At 59.2% G+C, this 25482-nt stretch carries 21 protein-coding genes and 1 riboswitch; of the genes, 14 read left to right on the top strand and 7 right to left on the bottom strand.

Features of this window, described 5'->3' with window-relative positions:
* Window positions 1-12: 12 nt before the first annotated feature.
* Both mqo and AC2CF9_RS14845 read right to left on the bottom strand, forming a co-directional pair.
* Window positions 13-1623, bottom strand: coding sequence for a malate dehydrogenase (quinone) (mqo, locus tag AC2CF9_RS14850; RefSeq protein WP_150018688.1), 1611 nt, complete (start codon window positions 1621-1623; stop codon window positions 13-15).
* 498 nt (window positions 1624-2121) lie between these two features.
* The gene (locus tag AC2CF9_RS14845) at window positions 2122-2367 is read right to left on the bottom strand and encodes a DUF1158 domain-containing protein (RefSeq protein ID WP_039381087.1); all 246 of its coding nucleotides are present in this window, start codon (window positions 2365-2367) and stop codon (window positions 2122-2124) included.
* A gap of 284 nt (window positions 2368-2651) precedes the next feature.
* On the opposite strand from AC2CF9_RS14845, the gene mntP reads away from it, so the two are divergent.
* The 4 genes from mntP (at window position 2652) to AC2CF9_RS14825 (ending at window position 5868) form a co-directional block, all read left to right on the top strand.
* The gene (gene mntP / locus AC2CF9_RS14840; RefSeq protein ID WP_150018687.1) at window positions 2652-3224 is read left to right on the top strand and encodes a manganese efflux pump MntP; all 573 of its coding nucleotides are present in this window, start codon (window positions 2652-2654) and stop codon (window positions 3222-3224) included.
* Between the two features lie 359 nt (window positions 3225-3583).
* A complete protein-coding gene (locus tag AC2CF9_RS14835; RefSeq protein WP_484557338.1) occupies window positions 3584-4420 on the top strand; it encodes a fumarylacetoacetate hydrolase family protein in 837 nt (278 codons plus the stop codon).
* Window positions 4421-4476: 56 nt separating this feature from the next.
* Window positions 4477-4550, top strand: a riboswitch (Fluoride riboswitch).
* Between the two features lie 86 nt (window positions 4551-4636).
* Window positions 4637-5014 (top strand): fluoride efflux transporter CrcB, encoded by a 378-nt coding sequence (gene crcB, locus AC2CF9_RS14830; RefSeq protein ID WP_150018685.1) that lies wholly within the window; start codon window positions 4637-4639, stop codon window positions 5012-5014.
* A gap of 56 nt (window positions 5015-5070) precedes the next feature.
* Complete coding sequence (locus AC2CF9_RS14825) at window positions 5071-5868, top strand: sugar phosphate isomerase/epimerase family protein (RefSeq protein WP_484557337.1); 798 nt, start codon at window positions 5071-5073, stop codon at window positions 5866-5868.
* On the opposite strand, the gene AC2CF9_RS14820 is transcribed toward AC2CF9_RS14825, so the two are convergent.
* From AC2CF9_RS14820 to AC2CF9_RS14810, 3 genes are all read right to left on the bottom strand, one after another.
* Entirely contained in the window at window positions 5865-6470 is a 606-nt protein-coding gene (locus AC2CF9_RS14820; protein WP_150018683.1) for an alpha/beta hydrolase, read from the bottom strand. The two genes, AC2CF9_RS14825 and AC2CF9_RS14820, sit on opposite strands and share 4 nt — an antisense overlap.
* Before the next feature lie 9 nt (window positions 6471-6479).
* Entirely contained in the window at window positions 6480-7421 is a 942-nt protein-coding gene (locus tag AC2CF9_RS14815) for a glutathione S-transferase family protein (protein WP_484557336.1), read from the bottom strand.
* A 99-nt stretch (window positions 7422-7520) separates the two neighbouring features.
* On the bottom strand, window positions 7521-8420 hold the full coding sequence (locus AC2CF9_RS14810; RefSeq protein WP_150018681.1) for a LysR family transcriptional regulator: 900 nt from the start codon (window positions 8418-8420) through the stop codon (window positions 7521-7523).
* A gap of 588 nt (window positions 8421-9008) precedes the next feature.
* Between AC2CF9_RS14810 and AC2CF9_RS14805 the strand changes: the two genes are divergently transcribed.
* Entirely contained in the window at window positions 9009-10133 is a 1125-nt protein-coding gene (locus AC2CF9_RS14805) for a GNAT family N-acetyltransferase (protein ID WP_484557335.1), read from the top strand.
* Here AC2CF9_RS14805 and AC2CF9_RS14800 read toward each other — a convergent pair.
* On the bottom strand, window positions 10130-11962 hold the full coding sequence (locus AC2CF9_RS14800; RefSeq protein WP_150018679.1) for an ABC transporter ATP-binding protein: 1833 nt from the start codon (window positions 11960-11962) through the stop codon (window positions 10130-10132). The two genes, AC2CF9_RS14805 and AC2CF9_RS14800, sit on opposite strands and share 4 nt — an antisense overlap.
* Before the next feature lie 63 nt (window positions 11963-12025).
* On the opposite strand from AC2CF9_RS14800, the gene AC2CF9_RS14795 reads away from it, so the two are divergent.
* The gene (locus AC2CF9_RS14795) at window positions 12026-12526 is read left to right on the top strand and encodes a GNAT family N-acetyltransferase (protein ID WP_039381066.1); all 501 of its coding nucleotides are present in this window, start codon (window positions 12026-12028) and stop codon (window positions 12524-12526) included.
* Between the two features lie 88 nt (window positions 12527-12614).
* Here AC2CF9_RS14795 and AC2CF9_RS14790 read toward each other — a convergent pair whose 3' ends face one another.
* Window positions 12615-13529, bottom strand: a complete 915-nt coding sequence (locus AC2CF9_RS14790) for a sugar ABC transporter substrate-binding protein (RefSeq protein ID WP_484557334.1) — start codon at window positions 13527-13529, stop codon at window positions 12615-12617.
* 420 nt (window positions 13530-13949) lie between these two features.
* Here AC2CF9_RS14790 and AC2CF9_RS14785 point away from each other — a divergent pair, with 420 nt between their 5' ends.
* The 8 genes from AC2CF9_RS14785 to AC2CF9_RS14750 all read left to right on the top strand — a co-directional run bounded on the left by AC2CF9_RS14785 (window position 13950) and on the right by AC2CF9_RS14750 (window position 25478).
* Window positions 13950-15344: an MFS transporter gene (locus AC2CF9_RS14785; RefSeq protein ID WP_484557333.1), complete on the top strand. Its 1395-nt coding sequence runs from the start codon at window positions 13950-13952 to the stop codon at window positions 15342-15344.
* Window positions 15345-15490: 146 nt separating this feature from the next.
* Window positions 15491-16654 (top strand): HD-GYP domain-containing protein, encoded by a 1164-nt coding sequence (locus tag AC2CF9_RS14780; protein WP_150018677.1) that lies wholly within the window; start codon window positions 15491-15493, stop codon window positions 16652-16654.
* A gap of 108 nt (window positions 16655-16762) precedes the next feature.
* Window positions 16763-16852, top strand: coding sequence for a K(+)-transporting ATPase subunit F (gene kdpF / locus AC2CF9_RS14775; protein WP_071669265.1), 90 nt, complete (start codon window positions 16763-16765; stop codon window positions 16850-16852).
* Window positions 16852-18531, top strand: a complete 1680-nt coding sequence (gene kdpA, locus AC2CF9_RS14770) for a potassium-transporting ATPase subunit KdpA (RefSeq protein WP_484557332.1) — start codon at window positions 16852-16854, stop codon at window positions 18529-18531. The genes kdpF and kdpA overlap by 1 nt, the downstream gene beginning before the upstream one ends.
* 7 nt (window positions 18532-18538) lie before the next feature.
* Complete coding sequence (gene kdpB / locus AC2CF9_RS14765) at window positions 18539-20587, top strand: potassium-transporting ATPase subunit KdpB (protein WP_484557331.1); 2049 nt, start codon at window positions 18539-18541, stop codon at window positions 20585-20587.
* An 11-nt stretch (window positions 20588-20598) separates the two neighbouring features.
* The gene (gene kdpC, locus AC2CF9_RS14760; protein WP_484557330.1) at window positions 20599-21171 is read left to right on the top strand and encodes a potassium-transporting ATPase subunit KdpC; all 573 of its coding nucleotides are present in this window, start codon (window positions 20599-20601) and stop codon (window positions 21169-21171) included.
* A 1070-nt stretch (window positions 21172-22241) separates the two neighbouring features.
* On the top strand, window positions 22242-24917 hold the full coding sequence (gene kdpD / locus AC2CF9_RS14755; protein ID WP_484557350.1) for a two-component system sensor histidine kinase KdpD: 2676 nt from the start codon (window positions 22242-22244) through the stop codon (window positions 24915-24917).
* 54 nt (window positions 24918-24971) lie between these two features.
* Window positions 24972-25478, top strand: a complete 507-nt coding sequence (locus AC2CF9_RS14750) for a TIGR00645 family protein (RefSeq protein ID WP_039381043.1) — start codon at window positions 24972-24974, stop codon at window positions 25476-25478.
* Window positions 25479-25482 lie beyond the last annotated feature (4 nt).

Below are 25482 nucleotides of genomic sequence, written 5' to 3'. Positions count from 1 at the left end.
CTGAGCAGTCAGCTATTTGCCGACCACGTGAGCGGTGATCCGCGCTTCGTCGTTTGCCGCGTGCGAGGTGATCACCGGCTCATATTCCAGCTGCAGTATGCGACTGGTATCGGCCAGTACTTTCTCAGTTAGCGCCACGTCACCATTAAGCTTGCGGCCCCATGACGGAATAACGGCCCGGATTTTAGTCTGCCACTCCGGTGAGCGCATCTGCTCAGGGAAAGCTTTTGCCATCAGCTCCAGCATAATCGGTGGCGCGGTCGATGCGCCAGGCGAGGCGCCCAGCAGCGCAGAAATAGAGCCATCAGCAGACGTTACCACTTCAGTGCCGAGGCGCAGCACGCCGCCTTCCAGCTCATCATTTTTGATAATCTGCACGCGCTGGCCCGCCGTGACCAGGCGCCAGTCTTCCTGTTTCGCCTGCGGCACATAGGCGCGCAGCGCCTCCATGCGATCGGCATCGCTCTGCAGCACCTGATCAACCAGATATTTCACCAGGTCAAAACTCTTCAGGCCGACCTGCATCATCGGCAGCAGGTTGCTGGTGTTCATCGCGCCAAACATATCCAGCAGCGAACCCTGTTTCAGGAACTTAGTGGAGAAGGTGGCGAACGGGCCAAACAGCAGCACCTGTTTGCCATCCAGCACGCGCGTATCCACGTGCGGCACTGACATTGGCGGTGCGCCGACGCTGGCTTTGCCGTAGACCTTGGCCATATGCTGCGCGACCACATCCGGATTTTCGGTCACAAGGAAAGAGCCGCCCACCGGGAAGCCGGCGTAACCTTTAACCTCAGGAATGCCTGATTTCTGCAGCAGCGGCAGCGCCGCACCGCCGGCACCGATAAACAGCTGGCGGGTAATCAGGGTACGCTGTTCACTGGTATCCAGGTTCATCAACGTAACCTGCCAGCGGCCATCGTTCAGACGCACCAGGTCACGCACTTCCTGCCGCATACGCAGGCGGAAATGCGGTTTTTTCTCCAGGGCGGCGATCAGCTGACGCGTCACTTCACCAAAGTTGACGTCTGTACCCATATCGGTCCAGGTGGCGGCGACCTTCTGCTGCGGATCGCGTCCTTTCATGACCAGCGGGATCCACTGCGCAATCTGCTCGCGATCTTCTGAATAGTGCATGCCGCGGAACAGCGTGCTCTTCTGCAGCGCCTGGAAACGCTTGCGCAGGAAGTCGACGTTAGCGTCACCCCACACAAAGCTCATGTGGGGGGTAGTATGGATAAAGCTTTTGGGATCCTGCAGGTTGCCTTTCTGCACGTGATGCGCCCAGAACTGACGCGACATCTGGAAAGATTCGTTAATGGCTACCGCTTTAGTGATATCGATCGAACCATCCGCCTTTTGCGGCGTGTAGTTAAGCTCGGCCAGCGCGGCGTGACCGGTACCGGCATTATTCCAGCCGTTAGAGGATTCCACTGCGACGTCATTCAGACGCTCAACCATTTCAATGGACCAGTCTGGCTCCAGCTCCTGCAGCCAGGTGCCGAGCGTAGCGCTCATTACGCCTGCGCCAATCAGCAGGACATCAACTTCTTTCCGTTCCTGACGTTTTGCACCATCCATTGCAGCGCTGCTCAGCGCCAGGTTTACCGCAGTGTTGCTCATGAGGCGACATCTCCTCTTCTGTTGACCTGAAGCTCAACAGGTTGGCAGGCAAAATAGCCGCGCGGTTTACGCGCGCTGCGCTATCTCAAAGGGTTAAGACTCAGGTTAAGCCAATGGGGCGATAACGGTTAACTACACGTTATGCATATGCTTCTGAATATAACATTCTCGTATTGGAATTAAACGTTTGTTTATTTTTTAAATGCCGAAATGATTCAGCATAAGAATTAATCAGCCTGAGCGGCGGCTTATAAGATATTTTTATCCGCTAATCAGCAGGTTATGCAGATATCAATGTTATATAATTGTGATGAGGTTACAAAGGTTAAAAGATGAACGGTGACACGCATCACAAAATAACACTCTGAATAATAAGAAATATTTATGGTGAGCTGGAAGCGGGGATTTTTTGTTGCGTGATATGTCGCCCGTCTGTGTAAAAATAGTGTTACATTTCTGTGATTCTGATTTTAACGGGCGAAGCGTTTAAGAGAGAGGTCAGCGCATCTGAAACCAGCGACGCCAGATAAAACGAATAACAAAAAACTCCAGCGTGCCAAGCAGCAGGAACCACAGGCAAAACACCAGCGTATAGAGCTGGTTGAGATCCTGGAGGTGTAAGCTCTGCTGCAGTCGCTGCGCCCATATCAGACCAAAAGAGGGGGCGGGCAGCAGAAGCGCCGAAAGAAAGCCCAGCAGCAGGATCCCGCCTGGAATAATCAGTGTTTCGAAAGGGTTTTTCATCGCTCTTTTCCTGTCAATATTGCGCGGGCATTAGCGCATAAAAGGGGCGGGCAGTGCAATCTGTGAATCAGACGATGCCAGGAAATTTCTTCGATTCCATCAACTTAGCGTTAAAAATAGCGGCAGTTAAGAGTTATAGCCTTTGCTATACTTAAACCCCTGATTTTGTTGTCTTTTTTTTGGGGTATTTGCATGCTAGACTGCGCGCACTTTTTTATGACTGACATATTAAGACGAACAAAGCAGAGGATTTACGCATTTGTTCGCTAACTGGCTAAAAACCCATGACATTCATCGCAACCCTGATCCTGGCTTTTGGCATGTCAATGGACGCCTTTGCCGCTGCACTGGGTAAAGGTGCGTCGTTGCACCGTCCGGGAATTAAAGAAGCCTTACGCACTGGCCTGATTTTTGGTGCCATCGAAATGCTGACGCCGCTCATCGGCTGGGCAATCGGCCTGGCGGCCAGTCATTATATTATGGCGTGGGATCACTGGGTGGCCTTTGGTCTGCTTAGCGTCCTGGGCGGCCGTATGATTATGGAAGGTTTCCGTCAGACAGCAGATGAGCCCTGTGAAGCGCCGCAGCAGCACGGCTTTATGGTGCTGGCGCTGACGGCGGTTGCCACCAGCCTTGATGCGCTGGCCGTCGGCGTCGGTCTCGCTTTCCTGCAGGTTAATATCCTGTTCACCGCGCTGACCATTGGTGCTGCCACCACGCTGATGGCAACAACCGGTGTGCTGGTGGGACGCTTTATCGGCCCTGTACTGGGTAAGTGGGCAGAAGTGCTGGGGGGCGTGGTGCTGATCTGTATCGGCAGCACAATTCTGATTGAGCATCTGGGATTGATGAACTGAACGTTAATTTTGTGATCTGGCTCAAATAAAATTGCATGAAAAACGCGCTGCCGCTATAATTTGCGCGTAATTTTTCAACAATATTTGAGTCAGGTGTTTCATGAAAGCTTTTTTCCGTTATGTGTTTCGCGCCTATGTCGCAACCTTTAAACACGTACCGCCGGGCGCGCTTTCTTAAGCGTCCAGAGTTACCCTCGATAATCGCCTTCAGGGATTGAAGGATGATTATCACCTCTCTTCTTTGTCTTTTCCCGCACGCAGACTGACACAAACCTTCACCACTTTCTTTGCAGGTCATACCGCATTTCTGGCTGGCTTTTGATACGCTGCGCGCCATTTCTTATTATAACGAGGCGGTTATGCAGCTTTGCAGTTTTTATCTGATTGATTGTGCACGCAAAAGCTATGGCATCGTGCAGAAAGAGGGTGTTGTTGATCTTGGGCTGCGCCTGGGTGACGCCTGTCCCGACCTGAAAACCCTGCTGGCGCGCGGCGGTATCAGCGATCTGGCCGCATTTGAGCATCTGCCAGCGGATCATGCGTTTAGTGCCATTCGTTTTCTGCCGGTCATTGAGCAGCCGGGAAAAGTGTTCTGCGTCGGCATGAACTATGCCGATAAACGTAAAGAGTTTGCGGAAACGCTAGAGGCGCCCACGCTGTTTGTCCGTTTCGCTGACTCACTGGCGGCGCATGAACAGCCGCTGCTGAAGCCCGCAACCACCGCAGAATTCGATTACGAGGGCGAGCTGGCCGTGATTATCGGCAAAGCCGCCTCGCAGGTGCCGGCAAGCGACGCGCTGGCGTATGTGGCGGGCTATAGCTGCTTTATGGATGCCACTGTCCGCGATATGCAGTTTACCTGGTTTACCGCCGGAAAAAACTGGCAGCAGACCGGCGGCTTTGGCCCGTGGATGACTACGGCTGATGAGATCCCCGATCCGCAGCAGCTGGCGATCAAAACCTGGCTTAACCAGCGCGAAGTGCAGAACGACACCACGGCCAGCATGGTGCATCCGGTGGCGAAAATTATCGAGTATATCTCTGCGTTCAGCCCGCTCTCGCCGGGAGACGTCATTATTACCGGATCGCCCGGCGGCGTCGGCAAAAAGCGTACGCCACCGCTGTTTATGTTCCCGGGTGATGAGATTGAAGTGGAGATTGAAAAAATCGGTCGTCTGCGTCACCGGGTGGTCTGACCGTAACCCGGCGCTGCTGCCGGCAGGGTGATCGTTTACCGGCGATAGCGTATTATCTCAGCAGGGGTGATGGCGTACCACCCGATCCAACCGCCGCTGTTTTCAGACGGCTGATGACGCCTGACTATACGCTTATCCCTGCGCGGAGAGGGCGGCGGGTCAGGCGTTTTTCGTTTCCTGCTGCCGTTACGCGCGCTTCATTCCGGAGATCAAATTATGCTGAAGTCGCTGTGCGCCGTCATCGTCGGCGGAGCTGCTGGCTGCACCCTGCGCTGGCTTATCTCGCTGCGTTTTAACGCGCTGTTTCCTGATTTGCCGCCAGGCACGCTGATTGTAAACCTGGCGGGCGGTTTCATCATTGGCGCCGCTCTGGCGTGGTTTATGCGCTACCCGCAGCTCGATCCGGCATGGAAACTGCTGATCGTCACCGGGCTGTGCGGCGGACTGACCACGTTTTCTACCTTCTCAGCAGAGATTGTCAGCCTGCTACAATCAGGTAAATACCTGTGGGCAATGTCGAGCGTGATGGTGCATGTCGTGGGTTCGCTGCTGATGACCTTTGCGGGCTTTGCAGTGGTTAACCTGCTCGGCTGAGCGCCCGTCAGCGGCCCGTCAGGGAGGATTCTGTTCAGACGCAAAGGAGCGTAACCATGCCGGGCAATCCACTTTTTCTTAATCTGGTCCTGCTGCAGGGCGAGCCTGCAGCAAAGCTGCGCGCGGCGCAGGATGCAGGTTTTGATCAGGCTGAAATCTGGCGCGAAGATGTGGAAAAGATGGAGACGGCGCACTTAGCGCACTCCGCGATCCGTTTCACTAATCTGCAGGTGCTGCGCGATTTTACCGGCGTGCCGGACAGCGAGCGCCAGCAAAAGCGTGAAGAGCTGCAGCAGTTTATCCGGCTGGCGCGCGCGATTGGCTGCGACACCATCCAGGCGCCTGCCACCACGCGACAGGATTGCATCCCGGAACGCATTGATGACGATCTGCGCTGGCTGGCGGCGGAAGCGGCGCGCCATGAGATGCGCATCATGTATGAGCCAATGGCGTGGAGCAGCGTGGACAATACGCTGCCGCTTGCCTGGCAGCGCCTGCAACGTCTTGACCTGCCTAATGTTGGCCTGGTAGTAGATCTGTTTCATATCTGCGCGCTGGGTGGTGACGCGTCGCACCTTGAGGGCATCCCGGCCAGCCGTATCTATGAAGTCCAGCTGTGCGATATGGCTGAACGGCCGCCGCAGAATAATCAGGCGCTGAGCGACTATGCGCGTCACCAGCGGCTGCTGCCGGGCGACGGCATTATTGATGTGGACAGCTTTGTCAGTCGCCTGCAGCGAGCCGGTTATGCTGGTCCGGTTGGCATTGAAGTATTCAATGACCAGCTGAAAGCGCAGCCGACGGCAGAGAGCGCACGGCGCGCCTGGCAGGCGCTGAATCGCTGCTGGCGCTAATCCTGCAGGCACTGCGCAATATAGGTTACTGCTTCTCTTGCGCCCTGCGGCGAGATGGTGTGGCCGGTGGTGGCTTCAAACGCGGCCGTTACGTTAACGCCTGCCGCCTGTAACCGGCTGACGGCGGACGCTGTTTCACCGAAGGGGATCACCTCATCTGCTTTGCCGTGGATCAGTAGCGCGGAAGCGCAGGGCTGCGGGGTTAGCGGTTCGTCGAATGCCAGCCGGCCGGAAAATGCCACCACGCCCGCCAGCGGGTAGCGTCCTGAAGCCAGTGCATCCAGCGCCATGATCGATCCCTGCGAGAAGCCGACCAGAATAACGTTTTCCCAGGCATCCGGCATACCGTGCTGCGCCATCAGGCGCTGCAGCGTATCGTCAAATGCATTGCGCGCCGCACGCACGCGCGCCGGACGATTCTCCGGCGTAACGCCGGTCAGGCTGAACCACTGATAGCCCATCGCATGCTCAAATGGCCAGGGCGCGTCGGGGGAAGCAAACGCCACGTCGGGCAGCAGCCCGCTCCAGTGCTCACCGAGCACCGCCAGATCGTCACCGCTGCTGCCAACGCCATGCAGAAAAATAACCAGTGCTTTTGCCATGCCTGCTCCTTAAAAACCGTACGCTGCCATATCCGGCCCGGCGGGCACAATGCCGTTGGGGTTCAGCGCTTTAATCGAATAGTAGCCCTGTTTGATATGGTCCATGTTCACCGTCTGTCGTATGCCTGAGACCGCCAGAACGCTTTTCAGATAGCGATCCAGCAGCGGATAGTCGCACAGACGGCGCAGGTTGCATTTGAACAGGCCATAGTAGGCGGCGTCAAAACGAATCAGCGTGACGAAAAGCCGGATGTCGGTTTCCGTCAGGCGTTCGCCCAGCACAAAGGTACGGCCATCTTTCAGCAGCGCTTCCAGCTCATCCAGCTGCGTAAAAACATCGCTGAAGGCCTGCTGATAACTTACCTGGGTGGTGGCAAAGCCGGTGCGGTAGACACCGTTGTTTAACCGGGTGTAGATCGTTTCATTCAGCGCATCGATCTCCGTGCGCAGATCGGCAGGATAGAGATCCAGACGATCGTCAGCCAGATCGCCAAAGCCGCTGTTCAGCATGCGCAGAATATCGGCCGACTCGTTATTGACGATAGTCTGCGTCTTTTTATCCCATAGCACCGGGACGGTGGCGCGTCCGGTAAAAGCGGCATCGGCGCGGGTATAGAGTTCATGCAGATACTCAGCCTGGTTCAGCGTGTCGCGCTGCGCCCCCGGATAATCGCCAAAGCGCCAGCCCGCGCTGCCCAGTTGCGGTTCGACTACGGAAACAGTAATTACCTGTTCCAGACCTTTCAGGCTGCGCGCAATCAGCGTACGCGATGCCCACGGGCAGATCAGCGCCACGTAGAGATGGTAGCGATCCGGCTCTGCGGCAAATTCGGTTGTGTCATCAGCACTGATCCAGTGACGAAACTGCGAGGTCTGTCGTACAAATCCACCCTGCCGATCGGTGGCCTGTACCGGATGCCAGGCTTCACTCCATTTGCCATTCACTAACATAACGCTGCTCCTGTGTAATCAGGGCGCAGAGAGTAGCGCGCCGCGGGCCTGGTGATAATCCAGGCAAAACGGCTTTCATTCTTTCCGAAATGGAAGTAATCAGGCGGGCGGCTGATGAAGGAAGTGGCTGGCCAGAAAGTCGATCAGCAGCCGGGTTTTTTGCGCCAGAAAACGGGCAGAGGGGTAAAGTGCAAACAGCCCCAGGGGCGGCGGCGCAAACTCCGCCAGCAGCGTAACAATCTCCTGACGCTGCAGGGCGGGTGTAGCGATAAAGCCGGGCAGGCGGGCGATACCGAGCCCGGCGACGGCGGCGTGCAGGCACGCTTCGGTATTGGAAAAACAGAGGCGGCCGCGGATCGGTACCGTAGCGCTGTCGCCTGCAGCCGTGACAAAAGGCCAGTTCCACGGATCGCGAAAGTTGGTATCGCTGATGCACTGGTGTCGGGCGAGATCGCGCCAGTGCTGCGGCGCGCCATGCTGGTGCAGGTAGGCCGGGGATGCGGCGATATGCACCGGTACATCACCCAGTCGCCGGGCGATCAGGCTGCTGTCATCGAGGCGCCCGATGCGCACCGCCAGATCGAACCCTTCATCCACGATATTGACAGCGCGATCGGAAAAACTGACGTCCAGTTCGATTAGCGGATAGTGACGGGCAAACGCGACCAGCACCGGTGCCAGTACCGCCGTCCCAAACGTGCCTGGCGCGCTGATGCGCAGCCGGCCAGAGGGCAGGCTGGCATTTTCGCGCATAGCGTCATCCAGCGCATCAAACGCATCCAGCAGTGTTTTAATGCGTTCATAGTAAGCGCGGCCCGCATCGGTCGGAGAGAGCGCCCGCGTGGTACGCTTGAGCAGCTGAACGCCCAGCAGCTGCTCAAGCCGCGACACCAGCTTTGACGCCTGCCCGCTGCTGGCGCCAAGGCGCATCGCCGCAGCGGCAAAGCTGCCCGTCTCCAGCACAGCGACAAACATCCGGTCACAATCGAGTCGATCCATCTTCTCTCCAGGCAGGCCAAAGCCAGAGTATACGCATCAACCCGTATGCCTGTAAGGGGCGCATTGATGGCATCATTACGTCCCGCACGCGCATTAACCCAGGGCGCCATTAATGGCGTCATCACGTCCCGCACGCGAATTAAACCAGGGCGCCATAAATGGCGCCCCTACGCGGGGCATCGTAGGGGGCGCATTAATGCGCCCCTGGCCGCAACGCGCACCGCGCCGACGTCATCCCGTTCCGAACGCATATCAACCCAGGGCGCCATTAATGGCGCCCCTACGGGGGCATTGTAGGGGGCGCATTAATGCGCCCCTGGCCGCAACGCGCACCGCGCCGACGTCATCACGTCCCGCACGCGTATCAACCCTGGGTGCCATAAATGGCGTCACCACGTCCCGCACGCGCATTAACCCGGGCGCCATGAATGGCGCCCCTACAGGGGCATTGTAGGGGGCGCATTAATGCGCCCCTGGCCGCAGCTCGCACCGCCCCTGCATTGCATCATGGCGGGAAAGAGCGCTGTGACGTATCGTATACGCATTCATCCGGGCGTCATAAAGGGCGCCCCTGGCCGGGAGAGCTGCATGTCACTGCATTTTCTATCATCACTGACGGAGATCGCGGCTGCTGAATGGGACGCGCTGCTGCCTGACGATCAGCCCTTTTTACGCCACGCCTTTCTGACTACCCTTGAGGAGAGCGGCAGCGTGCGCGCTGAAACGGGCTGGCAGCCGGCACACCTGCTCTGGCGGGAGCAGGGCAAAACCGTCGCCGCGCTGCCGGGCTATGTTAAATCCCACTCGCGCGGAGAATATGTCTTCGATCAGGCCTGGGCCGAGGCGTGCCAGCGCGCGGGGATCCGATACTACCCCAAATGGCTCGGTGCCGTTCCGTTCAGCCCGGTGACGGGGCAGCGTCTGCTGGGCGAAGCGTCCGCCATCAGTCAGCTGCTGGCCGCGCTGCCGGACGCGCTGCTGGCGCGGCAGATAAGCGGCGCGCATATCAACTTCACCACACCGTCCGCCAATGCACTGATCGCAGAGCAGTCCGACTGGCTGATGCGCCTCGGCCTGCAGTATCACTGGCATAACCGTCACTACCGTGACTTTGCCGACTTTCTTGATACGCTGATGTCGCGTAAACGCAAGCAGCTGCGCAAAGAGCGGGAGCTGGTGCAGCAGAGCGGCTTTGTCTTTAGCTGGTATCGCGGTGATGAACTGCGGGAGGATCAGTGGGATTTTGTCTACACCTGCTACGTCAGCACCTATGCGGTACGCGGCCAGCGTCCTTATCTGACGCGCGCGTTTTTCAGTCTGCTGGCAGAGCGTATGCCGCAGGCGATTCGCGTGGTTATCGCCACGCTGGATGAGCGGCCTGCCGCGATGGCCTTTTACCTGTGCGACAGCACCACGCTTTATGGCCGCTACTGGGGCTGTCTGGCAGAGTTTGACCGCCTGCACTTTGAGACCTGTTTTTATCAGGGCATGGAGTTTGCTATCGCAGAAGGGCTGCAGCGCTTTGATGCGGGAGCGCAGGGTGAGCACAAACTGGTGCGCGGGTTTGAGCCGGTGATAACGCACTCGTGGCACTATCTGGCGCATCCGGGACTGCGCGCGGCGGTGGAAGATTTTCTGCAGCAGGAACGGGCAGGAGTGCACGACTGGGCCGATGAAGCGCGCGCAGCCCTGCCGTTCCGGCGCGGCGATTAATCGGTGCCGACAAAGCCGCCGGTCTGATGCTGCCACAGGCGGGCATAGAGGCCGTTCTGCGTCAGCAGCTCGTGGTGATTGCCCATCTCCACGATCTCACCCTGCTCCAGCACCACCAGCCGATCCATCTTCGCGATGGTCGAGAGGCGATGGGCGATGGCGATCACCGTTTTGCCCTGCATCAGGCTCTCCAGACTCTCTTGAATGGCCGCTTCCACCTCAGAGTCCAGCGCCGAGGTAGCTTCATCCATAATCAGAATCGGCGCATCCTTGAGCAGCACGCGGGCGATAGCGATACGCTGTCGCTGACCGCCAGAGAGCTTGACGCCGCGCTCGCCGACGTGCGCTTCCAGCCCGGTACGTCCCTGAGAATCAGAGAGCAGCGGGATAAACTCATCGGCACGCGCCTGCGTGATGGCCGCCTGCAGCTCCGCTTCCGTGGCGTCGGGACGACCATAGAGCAGATTGTCGCGAATGGAACGGTGCAGCAGTGAAGTATCCTGCGTGATCATACCAATCTGCCCGCGCAGGCTCGCCTGCGTTACATCCGCAATATTTTGATCGTCAATTGTAATGCGGCCGCCGTTGAGGTCATACAGACGCAGCAGCAGATTCACCAGCGTGGATTTACCGGCACCGGAAGGGCCAATCAGGCCGATTTTTTCACCCGGTTTAATCGTCAGGTTCAGCCGGTTAATCACCTGACGGTGAGTGCCATAATCAAAGCGCACATCTTCAAAGCGGATCTGGCCGCGCGTCACCCGCAGCGGTGGTGCCGCCGGCGCATCCTGGACGCTGAGCGGCTGCGCAATAGTGCCCAGCCCATCCTGCACCATGCCGATATTTTCAAAAATACCGTTCACCACCCACATGATCCAGCCTGACATATTCACCAGCCGGATCACCAGCCCGGTCGCCAGCGCAATGGCGCCAACGCTGATCAGCGACTGACTCCAGAGCCACAGCGCCAGCCCGGAGGTGCTGACAATCAGCAGGCCATTCAGCGTGGAGAGCGTGATGTCCATGCTGGTCACCATGCGGCTGGCGTGGCGGGTTTTATCGGTCTGATCCTGAATCGCCTCGCGCGCGTAGCGCTTCTCCAGATCGGTATGCGCAAACAGCTTGATGGTGGCAATGTTGGTGTAACCATCCACAATGGTGCCCATCAGGCGCGATCGCGCCTCTGAAGAGACCACCGACCGCTGCTTCACGCGCGGGACAAAAAAGCGCAGTGACAGGCTGTAAGCGATCAGCCAGATCACCAGCGGGATCATCAGCCGCCAGTCCGCTTCTGCAAATAGCACCAGCGAGGTACCGGCGTAAATCACCACATGCCAGATGGCGTCCACCAGCTGTACCGCCGAATCGCGCAGCGCGTTGCCGGTCTGCATGATGCGCTGGGCGATGCGGCCGGCAAAATCGTTCTGAAAGAAGTTCAGGCTCTGGCGCAGCACATAGTTATGATGCTGCCAGCGGATCATGCTGGTCATGCCGGGGTTGATGCTCTGGTGAACCAGCAGGTCGTGCAGGGCGATCACCACCGGCCGCAGGATCAGCGCCACCGCCGCCATCCAGAGCAGCACCGGCCAGTGTTCACTGAACAGCGTTGCGGGCGTGGCATGGTTGACGAGGTCGATAATACGGCTGAGATAGCTGAACAGCGCCACTTCAATCAGCGCCTGCGCCAGGCCCACCACCAGCAGCGCGGCGAAACCTGGCCATACCTGACGCAGATAGTAGCGATAGAACGCGCCGAGGGTGGCGGGGGGAGAATCCGTTGGTGCATCCTGAAAAATATTGATAAAACGTTCGAAACGGCGAAACAACATAGGGTCACTCTTTCCGGTAGGTCAGAGTTAACAGCTTAGTGCAATCAGACGGAGATCACGGATATGGAGATAAAGATTCGCGGCCGCGAACCGCGTGACGCCGCGGCTTACCAGCGTCTCTACAGTCAGCCAGAGGTATATCGCTGGACCACGCAGCTGCCCTTTCCCAGCGTGGCGACGTGGGAGAAAAAATTTGAGCGCATGGACGCTGAGGGCTATATCGCGTTTGTCGCTGAGCTCGATGGGCAGCTGGTGGGCGAACTGACGCTGTTTACCGAACAGCGGCTGCGCACCCGCCACAGCCTGAGCTTTGGCATCAGCGTTGATCCGGCGTTTGCCGGACGCGGCATCGGCGAGCAGCTAATCCGCACCGGGCTCGACTACGCCTTTAACTGGATGGGGATTATCCGCGTGGAGCTGGAAGCGTTTCATGACAACGCGCGCGCGCTGCGCCTCTATACGCGTCTGGGCTTTGAGCATGAGGGCGTAAAGCGCAAAGCGTGCCTGCGCGATGGCGACTATCACGATATTGTGGTGATGGCGAAACTGCGCGACCGTCAGTGACGCTGCGCGCGCTTTCTGAAGCGCGCGAAAATAAGAGCTGACAGCAGAGCCGCCGCACCGTGCGGCTCTGCTGCGTTCTCAGGCGGGGCTACTGGCTCTTTTTCACATAGTTCTGCATATTCTCTTTGGTAACCAGTTCGAACGGGATCCAGACGTGAGAAGCGACTTTCTCACCGGCAATCAGCTTTTGCGCGACCTCAACGGACGTTTTGCCCTGGCCGATGGCGTCCTGAAATACGGTGACCTGAATTTTATCCTGCGCCAGCGCCTGCAGACCATCCGGCGTGGCGTCAATGCCGCCAATCAGCAGCTTTTTGTTGCTTTTTGCCAGCGCCATGGCCGCGCCAATCGCCATCTCATCGTTGTTCGCCGCGACAATATCAATCGCCTCGCCGTTGCCAAGCCAGTTAAGCATTAAATCCATGCCTTCGTTGCGCGCATAATTAGCCGGCTGTTTCTGCACCACTTTCATGCCGGGATATTTCGCTACCACCTGCTCCACGTCTTTCGTACGCTGCAGGGCGCCGGCATCAGTGAGATTGCCGATCATAATCGCCACATTGCCTTTGTAATTAGCCATTTTAGCCAGCGCTTCCATCTGCAGCGTGCCTGACTCACGCTCATCCGAGCCCACAAACACCACTCCCGGCGGCAGCGTTTTGTCGCCCGGCGTACGGTTTACATACACCAGCGGAATCTTTGCCTGCTGCGCCAGACGGGTCAGCTGCGGCGTGCTGGCCGAGTCCACCGGATCGACAATGATGGCATCCACACCTGCGCCGATAAAACTCTGTACCTGATCGGTCTGGCGGCCGACATCGCCGCGTGCATCTTCAAACTGCACCGCCAGCCCGCGCGCTTTCGCCTCTTTATCGATCGACTGGCGGATAATGGTTAAAAAGTTCTGATCAAAGTAGGCCATCGACACGCCGATTTTATCCGCCAGCGACGACGCAGAAACCGAAAGCAATCCCACCAGCAGCACCGCTTTTACTGTTTTCATCACGTACTCCAGAGCATAAGAGAAGAGGGTGTGGAACAAAAATTCCATTATCGATAAAAATGACCATTTATAACCATTTGAGACTACGATCGACGCATCAGCCTGACAATCTGCCGGTGCGCGTTTTGCTGCCGGGAGCACAGATCGGCTCCCACATAGCCAGCGCCAGCCGCCTTTTCTTTCGCCTGGCGCACACTCTGCGGCGGTCACCGGAGAAAGATCGGCAATCTGTGCGGCACAGCACGCTGCATTGTGCCAAACGCTGAAAGCGCGGGCGTTTTTAACCTGCCGATCCCTGCAACCGCACAATGACCGCGCACCAGCCCGCTTTCTATAGTTGCTGAACAGTAAAGATTGCGCGGTATTGCTGATCCCTGTCGCATCGCGACAGGACGCTTCCCCTTTCAAGGAACTGAGCCTATGTTGCAACGTCAAACCCGCAGTGAAACCAGCCGTGTGCGCCTCTGGATCCTGTGCCTGATCCTGTTTCTGTCGGTGGTGGCCTATGCTGACCGTTCGATCCTGTCGATCTCTGGTTCCGCGATCAAAGAGGAGTTTGGCCTTTCGGCGATCCAGCTTGGCCTGATCCTCTCCGCTTTCAGCTGGGCTTACGTGATTGGTCAGATCCCCGGCGGCCTGCTGCTCGACCGCTTCGGCACCAAAAAAGTTTATGGCGCGACGCTGGTGCTCTGGTCGGTCTCCACGCTGCTGATGGGCTTTGTCGGTGAGTTCTCCACCGGCGTCACCATGACGCTGACGCTGATGTTCGCGCTGCGTTTTGCGCTGGGGCTGATCGAAGCACCAAGCTTTCCCGCTAACGCCCGCGCGGTCATTATGTGGTTTCCCGGAGCCGAACGCGGCCGTGCCTCATCGCTGTTTGCTTCGGCGCAATATTTTGCCGTCGCCATTTTTTCGCCCATCTCAGGCTGGCTGGTCATGCGGTTTGGCTGGGAGTGGCCGTTCTTTGTACTGGGCACCATCGGCATTCTGGCCGTGTTTGGCTGGATGGCGTGGATGCACACGCCGCGTCAGCATCCGCGCGTGACACAAAGCGAGCTGGAGTATATTGAGCAGGGCGGTGCGCTGGTGGATATCGACGCCGCAGAGACGCTGAAAGCCCGTCCTCCGGTCGATAAACGCATGTTTAAACTCCTGCTCAGCAGCCGCATGCTGTGGTGCGCCTATCTGGGGCAGTACTGCACGATTGCACTCAGCTACTTCTTCATTACCTGGTTCCCTATCTATCTGGTTCAGGCGCGCGGCATGAATATCATGGATGCCGGTTTTGCCACCATTGCGCCGGCGCTGTTTGGATTTCTTGGCGGCATCAGCGGCGGTTTTCTCTCTGACAAGCTGCTGGCGCGCGGCTGGAGCCTCTCCTGGGCGCGTAAGGGGCCGTTTATCGCCGGTATGGTGATGGCGGCTTCGCTGACGCTGGCCGCGGTGATCCCGAGCAACGCCGGTATTATCGCTATCATGTCTTTCGCGTTCTTCGGCAAGGGCGTGGCGGCGGGGGCGGGCACCTGGACCATTGTCAGCGACACCGCGCCAAAAGAGGCGGTGGGGCTGGCGGGTGCTATCTTCAACGGTATCGGTAATATGGCTGGCTTCATTACGCCGCTGCTGTTTGGCATTATCGTTGGCCTGACCGGCAGCTACAGCGTCGGCCTGCTGTTTGTTGGCGCGCACTGTATTATCGCGGCCCTGCTGTTTCTGCTGGTAATGGGACCGATTCAGCGCGCAGAGAGCCAGACGCCTGCGAGCCAGACGCGCACGCCGCACCGTGAGCAGGGCGAAGGTGCTCTGAGCCGGTAGTCTGTTCACCGCCACCGGTAAAGGGCACCAGCGGGAAAATGTGCGCTTTACCGGCGGGCTCACAGCCGCACAAAACGCCTCTGAAGATTTTTTGATCAGCTGCCGATACCCCTCCTGACCATCCACAGCGAGTCAGGAGAGTATGTGTGATAAAGCTGATTTCCGTGGACGAACTGCAAGAGGGCATGTTTATCCACAAACTTGAGGTCTGGTGGCTGAAAGATCGGCGCATTCGCAACCTTATGCTGATCACCGATCGCCGCCAGATCGCCATGATCCGCAGTGAAGGGATCCGCCAGGTCTGGATCGATCTTGATAAGTCGGTGCCGATCCCGCGCAGCCAGCCCGTCAGAGCGCCGGTTGCGGAGAGTGCCTTTTTCCGCGAGCTGGATCAGGCGCAGCAGATTTTCGCCCAGGGCAAGCCGCGCGTGCTGGCGATGTTTAATGAGGCCCGTATGGGGCAGCGCCTCGATCTCAGCTTCACGCTCGATCTGGTTGATCAGATAGCGGGATCGATTGCGCGTGAGCCTTCAGCGCTGCTTAGCGTGGCGCGCCTGAAAAATCACGATGACTACACCTATCTGCACTCCATGGCGGTGTGCGGGCTGATGATCTCGCTCGGTAAGAAACTGGGCCTGGAGGCCGACCAGCTGCGTCGCGCAGGCATGGCTGGCCTGCTGCACGACGTCGGCAAAGCGGCGGTGCCGCTGGCGATCCTCAATAAACCGGGCAAGCTGAGCGACGATGAGTTCGCGGTCATGCGTGAACACCCGATTGTTGGCGCGCAGATGCTGATGGAAGCGGACGCCGGCTACGATCTGCTGGATGTGGCGCTGCACCATCACGAAAAATTTGACGGCAGCGGCTATCCGCACGGCCTGCGCGGCGAGGAGATCACGCTCTATGCCCGCATGGCCTCCGTCTGCGATGTCTATGACGCACTCACCTCACATCGTCCCTACCGTAAAGGCTGGACGCCTGCAGAAGCGATGCACAACATGCTGAGCTGGCGCGGCCATTTCGATCCTGCGCTGCTGCACAGTTTTGTACGGTCGATTGGCATCTATCCGGTCGGATCGCTGGTGCGTCTGGCGTCGGGGCGGGTCGCGCTGGTGGTGCAGGCGGGCGAAAAATCGCTGCTGAAGCCTAAACTGCACGTCTTCTGGTCGCTGCATGCCCGGCGCGAAGTCAAACCAGAAATTGTCGATTTAGGCGACAGCTTCTGTACCGACAGCATTACCGGTGCTGAAGAGGGTTCGCTGTGGCAGAACATCGATCTTAACCGCGTCTGGGCGCTGGAAAGCGCTTAACTTTACGCCATATTTATACTTTCTTTACGCCCGCCCTCCGCCTTTTTATCTCTTCTTTATGCTGCGCCGCGCATGCTTGTCGCACTACTGACTACTCCGGAGGTTGCTGTGAGCGTGGGCGTAATAGCGGGCATTGTGCTGCTGATTTTGTTGCTGGGCTATCTGGTTTATGCCCTGCTTAATGCGGAGGCATTCTGATGGCGGCGAATGCATTCTTACTGATCGCGCTGTTTCTGCTGGTGCTGATGGCGCTGGCGCAGCCGCTGGGTCGGTTTCTGGCGCGGCTGGTGGCGGATAAACCGCTGCTGCCGCGCACCGAGCATCTGCTGTGGCAGCTGACGGGCAACGGCGCAACGGCGATGCGCTGGCAGCACTATCTGCTGGCGCTGCTGCTGTTTAACGCCGTGGGCTTCGTGGTGCTGCTGGCGATACTGATGCTGCAGGGGACGCTGCCGCTTAATCCGCAGCAGATGCCGGGCCTGAGCTGGGATCTGGCGTTTAACACCGCGGTAAGCTTTGTCACCAATACCAACTGGCAGGCGTATGGCGGTGAGAGCAGCCTGAGCTACTTCAGCCAGATGGCGGGGCTGACGGTACAAAACTTTCTCTCTGCGGCAACCGGTATCGCCGTGGCGTTTGCCCTGATGCGCGGGTTTGCTAACCGTTCGCTGGCGACACTCGGCAACGCCTGGCGTGACCTGACGCGCATCACGCTCTACGTCCTGCTGCCGCTCAGTCTGGTGATTGCGCTGTTTTATGTCAGCCAGGGCACCATCCAGAGCTTTGCGGCGTATCACACCCTCACCACGCTGGAGGGCGCACAGCAGACGCTGCCGCTCGGTCCGGTAGCCTCACAGGAAGCTATCAAGATGCTCGGCACCAACGGCGGCGGGTTCTTTAACGCGAACTCTGCCCACCCGTTTGAGAATCCGACCGCCCTGACCAACTTTGTTCAGATGCTGAGCATTTTCCTGATCCCGGCGGCGCTCTGCTTTACGTTCGGGCAGCACCTGAACGATCGCCGCCAGGGCCATATGCTGCTGTGGAGCATGAGCATTCTGTTTGTCCTCGCGGCCTCAGCGGTGATGTGGGCAGAGGTACGGGGCAACCCGCATTTCCTGGCGCTGGGCGCTGACAGCGCGCTTAACATGGAGGGCAAGGAGACGCGCTTCGGCATACTCAACTCGGCCCTGTTCGCGGTGGTCACTACGGCAGCCTCCTGCGGCGCGGTCAATGCGATGCATGACTCCTTTACCGCGCTGGGCGGCATGGTGCCGATGTGGCTGATGCAGCTGGGCGAAGTGGTATTCGGCGGCGTGGGCGCAGGACTGTACGGCATGCTGCTGTTCGTTCTGCTGGCGGTGTTTATCGCCGGGCTGATGATCGGACGCACGCCGGAGTATCGCGGTAAAAAAATCGACGTATGGGAGATGAAAATGACCGCGCTGGCGATTCTGGTCACGCCCGCGCTGGTGCTGCTGGGTACCGCACTGGCGCTGATGACCGATGCCGGTCGCGCGGCGATGGCCAACCCCGGCATTCACGGATTCAGCGAAATACTCTATGCGGTCTCATCTGCGGCAAATAACAACGGCAGCGCTTTTGCCGGACTCAGCGCCAGCACGCCGTTCTGGAACCTGCTGCTCGGCGTCTGCATGCTGGCTGGCCGCTTCGGCATCATTATTCCGGTGATGGCGATTGCCGGATCGCTGGCGGCGAAAAACGTTCAGCCCGCGGGTAACGGTACGCTGCCGACGCACGGCCCGCTGTTTATCGGCCTGCTTACAGGCACCGTGCTGCTGGTGGGTGCGCTGACCTTTATTCCCGCACTGGCGCTTGGGCCGGTCGCGGAACATCTGCAACTGATTCAGGAATAACGCAATCATGAGTCGTCAACAACTGGCGCTGTTTGATGCGCAGCTGACCCGCACCGCGCTGCTGGATGCGGTAAAAAAACTCGATCCGCGCGTGCAGTTTCGCAACCCGGTGATGTTTCTGGTATGGCTGGGCAGCGTGCTGACGTCGCTGCTGGCCGGTGGCATGCTGGCGGGCTGGCTGAGCGGCAGCGCCGGCTTTACCGGTGCCATTGCTTTCTGGCTCTGGATAACCGTGCTGTTCGCCAGCTTTGCGGAAGCGCTGGCGGAAGGGCGCAGCAAGGCACAGGCCAACAGCCTGAAAGGCATTAAGAAAACCAGCGAGGCGAAGAAGCTTGCGGCGCCGCACTATGGTGCTGCATGGCAGCCAGTCTCTGCGGATACGCTGCGCAGAGGTGACGTGGTCCTGGTTGAGGCGGGCGATGTGATCCCGTGCGACGGCGATGTACTGGAGGGCGGCGCGTCGGTGGATGAGAGCGCCATTACCGGCGAATCGGCGCCGGTGATACGCGAGTCCGGCGGCGATTTTGCTTCTGTTACCGGCGGCACGCGCATTCTCTCTGACTGGCTGGTGATCCGGTGCAGCGTCAATCCGGGTGAAACCTTTCTCGATCGGATGATCGCCATGGTGGAGGGCGCAAAACGTCGTAAAACCCCGAATGAGGTCGCGCTGACCATTCTGCTGGTTTCACTGACCATCGTATTTCTGCTGGCGACCGCCACGCTGTGGCCATTTTCCGCGTACGGCGGTACGCCGGTGAGCGTTACGGTGCTGGTGGCGCTGCTGGTCTGCCTCATTCCCACCACGATTGGTGGCCTGCTGTCGGCCATTGGCGTGGCGGGCATGAGCCGCATGCTGGGAGCAAACGTAATCGCCACCAGCGGACGCGCGGTGGAGGCGGCAGGGGACGTTGACGTGCTGCTGCTGGATAAAACCGGCACCATCACGCTTGGCAATCGCCAGGCGACGCAGTTTCTGCCCGCGCCGGGCGTCAGCGAAGAGCAGCTGGCGGATGCGGCACAGCTCGCGTCACTGGCAGATGAAACACCGGAAGGACGCAGTATTGTGGTGCTGGCGAAGCAGCGGTTTAACCTGCGCGAACGCGATCTCAGCGCAATGGGCGCCAGCTTTATCCCTTTTTCCGCTCAGACCCGCATGAGCGGCGTGAACGTACAGGATCGGCTGATCCGCAAAGGCGCCGTGGACGCCGTACGCCGCTATATCGACGCCGGCAATGGACGCTTTCCGGCGGAGGTCAACGCCCGGGTTGAGGAGGTCGCGCGCGCGGGCGGCACGCCGCTGGTGGTGGCGGAAGGCGCGCAGGTTCTGGGCGTGGTGGCGCTGAAAGATATTGTCAAAGGCGGCATCAAAGAGCGTTTTGCTGAACTGCGCCGGATGGGCATTAAAACCGTGATGATCACCGGCGACAACCCGCTGACCGCAGCGGCTATCGCCGCGGAGGCGGGCGTGGATGACTTTCTGTCAGAGGCGACACCGGAGGCTAAGCTGGCGCTGATCCGTCAGTATCAGTCAGAAGGCCGGCTGGTCGCGATGACCGGCGACGGCACCAACGATGCGCCTGCGCTGGCGCAGGCGGATGTCGCGGTGGCGATGAATTCCGGCACCCAGGCGGCGAAAGAGGCGGGGAACATGGTCGATCTCGACTCAAATCCAACCAAGCTGCTGGAGGTGGTGCATATTGGTAAACAGATGCTGATGACGCGGGGGTCGCTGACCACCTTCAGCATCGCCAACGACGTGGCGAAATATTTTGCCATCATTCCGGCGGCGTTTGCCGTGACCTACCCGCAGCTCAGCATGCTTAATATCATGGCGCTGCACTCTCCCGCCTCGGCGATCCTGTCGGCGGTGATCTTCAACGCACTGGTAATTGTGTTTCTTATTCCGCTGGCGCTGAAAGGGGTGAGCTACCGGCCGGTGAGCGCGGCAGCGCTGCTGCGGCGCAATCTGTGGATTTACGGTGCGGGCGGGCTGGTGGTGCCTTTTATCGGTATTAAAGCGATTGACCTGCTGCTCACGCTGTCAGGCCTGGTCTAAGGAGAAGAGAGATGAGTCAGTTACGTCCGGCTGTTGTATTGTTTATAGTGCTGATGCTGTTTACCGGTGCTCTCTATCCGCTGCTGGCCACCGGGCTGGCACAGTGGTGGTTTCCGCAGCAGGCGAGCGGTTCGCTGCTGGGGCAGGCGGGCAGCGTGCGCGGCTCGGCGCTGATTGGGCAACTGTTCACTCAGCCTGGCTATTTTCAGGGTCGGCCATCGGCCACGGCGGAGCGGCCTTATAACGCACAGGCCTCCGGCGGCAGCAACCTGGCCGGGAGTAACCCGGCGCTGGACAGCGCCGTCGCCGCACGCGTGGCCGCGCTGCGGGCGGCGAATCCGCAGGCGCCGGCGGCAGTGCCGGTTGAGCTGGTCACCGCTTCAGGCAGCGGGCTCGACCCCGATATCTCACCTGCGGCAGCGCGCTGGCAGGCGCCGCGCATTGCGGCAGCGCGCAACATGACGCTGAAAGACGTTGAGGCGCTGATTGCGCGCAACACCGTGCGTCCGCTGCTGCCGTTTATCGGTGAAGAGACGGTAAACGTGCTGCGGCTCAATATCGCGCTGGATAATTTGCAGGGATGAGGTGCATCCGGTGCGCATAAATGCGCCCCCTGCAACGTAGGGTCGCCATTTATGGCGACCGTTTCGATGCGCGGAACACGGCGTAACGCCATTTATGGCGACCATTTGGATGTGCGGATCATAGCGTAACGCCACGTATGGCGGCCGTTTTGATGCGCGTGCTGCGGCTCAATATGGCGCTGGATGATTTGCAGGGCTGAGGTGCATCCGGTGCGCATAAATGCGCCCCCTACAACGTAGGGTCGCCATTTATGGCGACCGTTTCAATGCGCGGATCGCAGCGTAACGCCATTTATGGCGACCATTTGAATGTGCGGATCGCAGCGTAACGCCATTTATGGCGGCCGTTTTGATGCGCGTGCTGCGGCTCAATATGGCGCTGGATAATTTGCAGGGATGAGGTGCATCCGGTGCGCATAAATGCGCCCCCCTGCAACGTAGGGTCGCCATTTATGGCGACCGTTTCGATGCGCGGAACACGGCGTAACGCCATTTATGGCGACCGTTTCGATGTGCGGATCACAGCGTAACGCCACGTATGGCGACCGTTTTGATGCACGTGCTGCGGCTCAATATGGCGCTGGATGATTTGCAGGGATGAGGCGCATCCGGTGCGCATAAATGCGCCCCCTACGTTGTAGGGTCGCCATTTATGGCGACCGTTTTGATGCGCGGAACACGGCGTAACGCCACGTATGGCGACCGTTTCAATGTGCGGATCACCGCGTAACGCCACGTATGGCGACCGTTTTGATGCGCGTGCTGCGGCTCAATATGGCGCTGAATGATTTGCAGTGATGAGGTGCATCCGGTGCGCATAAATGCGCCCCCTACGTTGTAGGGTCGCCATTTATGGCGACCGTTTCGATGCGCGGAACACAGCGTAACGCCATTTATGGCGACCATTTGAATGTGCGGATCACCGCGTAACGCCACGTATGGCGGCCGTTTTGATGCGCGGAACACGGCGTAACGCCATTTATGGCGACCGTTTCAATGTGCGGACCACCGCGTAACGCCACGTATGGCGACCGTTTCACCGATCGTACGGAACTCACTATTTGAACGACATGAATGACGAACAGCCCCGTCCGGACCCCGATGCGCTGCTGCTCAGCCACAGCGACAGCCACCGCGGCAAGCTGAAAATCTATTTTGGTGCCTGTGCCGGCGTGGGTAAAACCTTTGCGATGCTGCAGGAGGCACAGCGGCTGCGCGCGCAGGGGCTGGATGTGCTGGCTGGTATCGTGGAAACCCACAATCGCGCAGAAACCGCCGCGCTGCTGCATGGCCTGACGCTGCTGCCGCGTCGTGCCACCGGTCGCTCGCACCATACGGAGTTCGATCTGGATGCGGCGCTGGCGCGTCATCCGGCGGTGATCCTGATGGATGAGCTGGCGCATACCAACGTTCAGGGCGCGCGCCATCCCAAACGCTGGCAGGATATTGACGAGCTGCTTGATGCCGGCATTGATGTCATCACTACGGTTAACGTGCAGCACCTCGAAAGCCTGAATGACGTAGTGGCCGGTATCACCGGAATTCAGGTGCGCGAAACCGTGCCCGACCCCTTTTTTGACAGCGCGGATGAGGTGGTGCTGGTGGACCTGCCGCCGGACGATCTGCGTCAGCGGCTGAAAGAGGGCAAAGTCTACGTCGGCGACCGGGCCGAGCGCGCGATTGAAAACTTTTTCCGCAAAGGCAATCTGTTTGCGCTGCGTGAACTGGCGCTGCGCCGCACCGCCGATCGCGTGGACGATCAGATGCGCGCCTGGCGTGACCAGCAGGGACGCGATCGCGTCTGGCATACGCGGGATGCGATTCTGCTCTGTATTGGTGATGATACCGGCAGTGAAAAGCTGGTGCGAACCGCCGCACGTCTGGCCGCGCGGCTCGGCAGCGTCTGGCACGCTGTTTATGTGGAAACCCCGCGCCTGCATCGCCTGCCGGAGGCGCAGCGACGGGCGATCTTACGGACGCTGCAGCTGGCGCAGGAGCTGGGCGCGGAAACGGCCACGCTCGCCGATCCTGATGAAGTACGCGCGGTGCTGCGCTACGCACGCGAGCATAATCTGGGCAAAATTGTCGCCGGGCGCCAGCCGCACCGGCGCTTCCGCCGCGACAGCTTCGCCCAGCGTCTCGGCGAGCTGGGGCCGGATCTCGATCTGCTGGTTGTGGCGCTGGATGAGCCGCTGCGCCCGGCACTGCATGCGGCCAGCAGCAAACCGGCCAGCAGCGATAAGTGGCGGCTGCGGCTGCGCGGCTGCATCATGGCGCTGCTGCTCTGTCTCGCGGTGACGTTTATCGGACGCGGCCTGCTTGCAGAGTTCGACAGCGCCAACGCCGTCATGATCTATCTGCTGTCAGTCGTGCTGGTGGCGCTGCGCTACGGGCGCTGGCCCTCGGTGTTTGCCACCGTGATCAATATCGTCGCGTTTGATCTGATGTTTGTCGCGCCCACCGGCACCGTTGCCGTCTCTGACCTGCAGTATCTGGTCACCTTTGGCGTGATGCTGGCGGTCGGCGTGATTGTGGGGAATCTCACCGCCGGGGTGCGCTACCAGGCCAGGGTGGCGCGCTATCGCGAGCAGCGCGCCCGCTACCTCTATGAAATGGCGAAATCGCTCGGCAGTGCGCTGACGCCGCAGGATATTGCCGCTACTGCACAGCGGGTGATTGAGGTGACGCTACAGGCGCGCAGTCAGCTGCTGCTGCCCGATGAGCAGGGGGAGCTGCAGGCAACCGGGCCGGACTTACGCGGCACGCCGCCCGATGCCGGGATCGCAAAATGGAGCTACAGCAAAGGTCAGCCTGCCGGCGCCGGCACCGATACGCTGCCGGCCGTGCCCTACCAGATTGTTCCGCTGAAGAGCGGCCAGCAGTGCCGGGGTCTGCTGGTGGTGGAGCCGGAGAATCTGCGCCAGCTAATGATCCCGGAGCAGCAGCGGCTGGTGGAGACGTTTACCGTGCTGATCGCCAACGCGCTGGAGCGCATGGCGCTGACGCAGAGCGAGGCAGCCTCGCGCCTGGCAGCAGAGCGGGAGCAGCTGCGCAATGCGCTGCTATCGGCACTGTCACACGATTTACGCACGCCGCTGACGGTACTGTTTGGGCAGGCGGAGATGCTGATGCTCGATCTGGCGCATGCGCAGTCGCCGTTTGTCGCGCAGGCTGGCCAGATCCGTGAGCAGACGCTGAGCACGATTCGTCTGGTCAGCAATATGCTGGATATGGCGCGCATTCAGTCCGGCGGCCTGCAGCTGCGCGAAGAGTGGGTGGCGCTGGATGAGGTGATCGATGGCGCGCTGCGCAGCATGGGGCCGATGCTTAAAGGCCACGCGTTTGAGCTGGCGCTGCCGTCAGAGCTGGTACTGATTAAAGGCGACAGCGCAATGCTGGAGCGGGTATTTTCCAATCTGATTGAGAACAGCCTGAAGTATGCCGGTAACGCGGCGCAGCACGGTATTCGCGCCTGGCGCGACGGCAGCCGGCTGGAGATTGGCGTCTGGGACAGCGGGCCGGGCATCGCGGACGACAGCCTGACGCAGATTTTTGAAAAGTTTGCCCGGGGTGATAAAGAGTCTGCCGTACCGGGGGTCGGGCTGGGGCTGGCGATCAGCAAGACCATCACTGAAGCGCATCGCGGACGCATCTGGGCGGAAAACCGTGCCAGCGGCGGCGCTGAGTTTCGCCTGTCGCTCCCGCTCCCGGCACTGCCGGAAATTTCCGAGGCCGCACTTAAATAACTTCACACAAGTTCGGGTATACTCGGCAGCTTCACTGCTAACTTATGGAAACTTATGGAACGTTTTACCGAAAACCTGATGTATTCATCCCGCTGGCTGCTGGCACCGGTTTACATTGGACTTTCGCTGGGCCTGCTGGCGCTGACCGTTAAATTTTTTCAGGAAATTTTCCATCTGCTGCCGAACATTCTCAGCATTGCGGAAAACGATCTGATCCTGCTGCTGCTGTCGCTGGTTGACATGACGCTGGTCGGAGGGCTGCTGGTGATGGTGATGCTCTCCGGCTATGAAAACTTTGTCTCGAAACTCGATATCGCCGAACACAAAGAGAAGCTGAGCTGGCTGGGAAAAATGGACTCCGGCTCGCTTAAGAATAAAGTCGCCGCCTCCATTGTGGCGATCTCCTCTATCCATCTGCTGCGCATCTTTATGGATGCGCGCAACGTCGCCAATGACAAGCTGATGTGGTACGTGATCATCCATCTGACCTTTGTGCTCTCCGCGTTTGTTATGGGCTGGCTGGATAACATGTCAAAAATGGAGAAAAAGCACGCTGGCTGATCTG

This window comes from Pantoea sp. SYBGC1 (genome assembly GCF_057197005.1).
The sequence above is the reverse complement of the archived record's forward strand: the minus strand, read 5'-3'. Positions and strand labels throughout refer to the sequence as shown.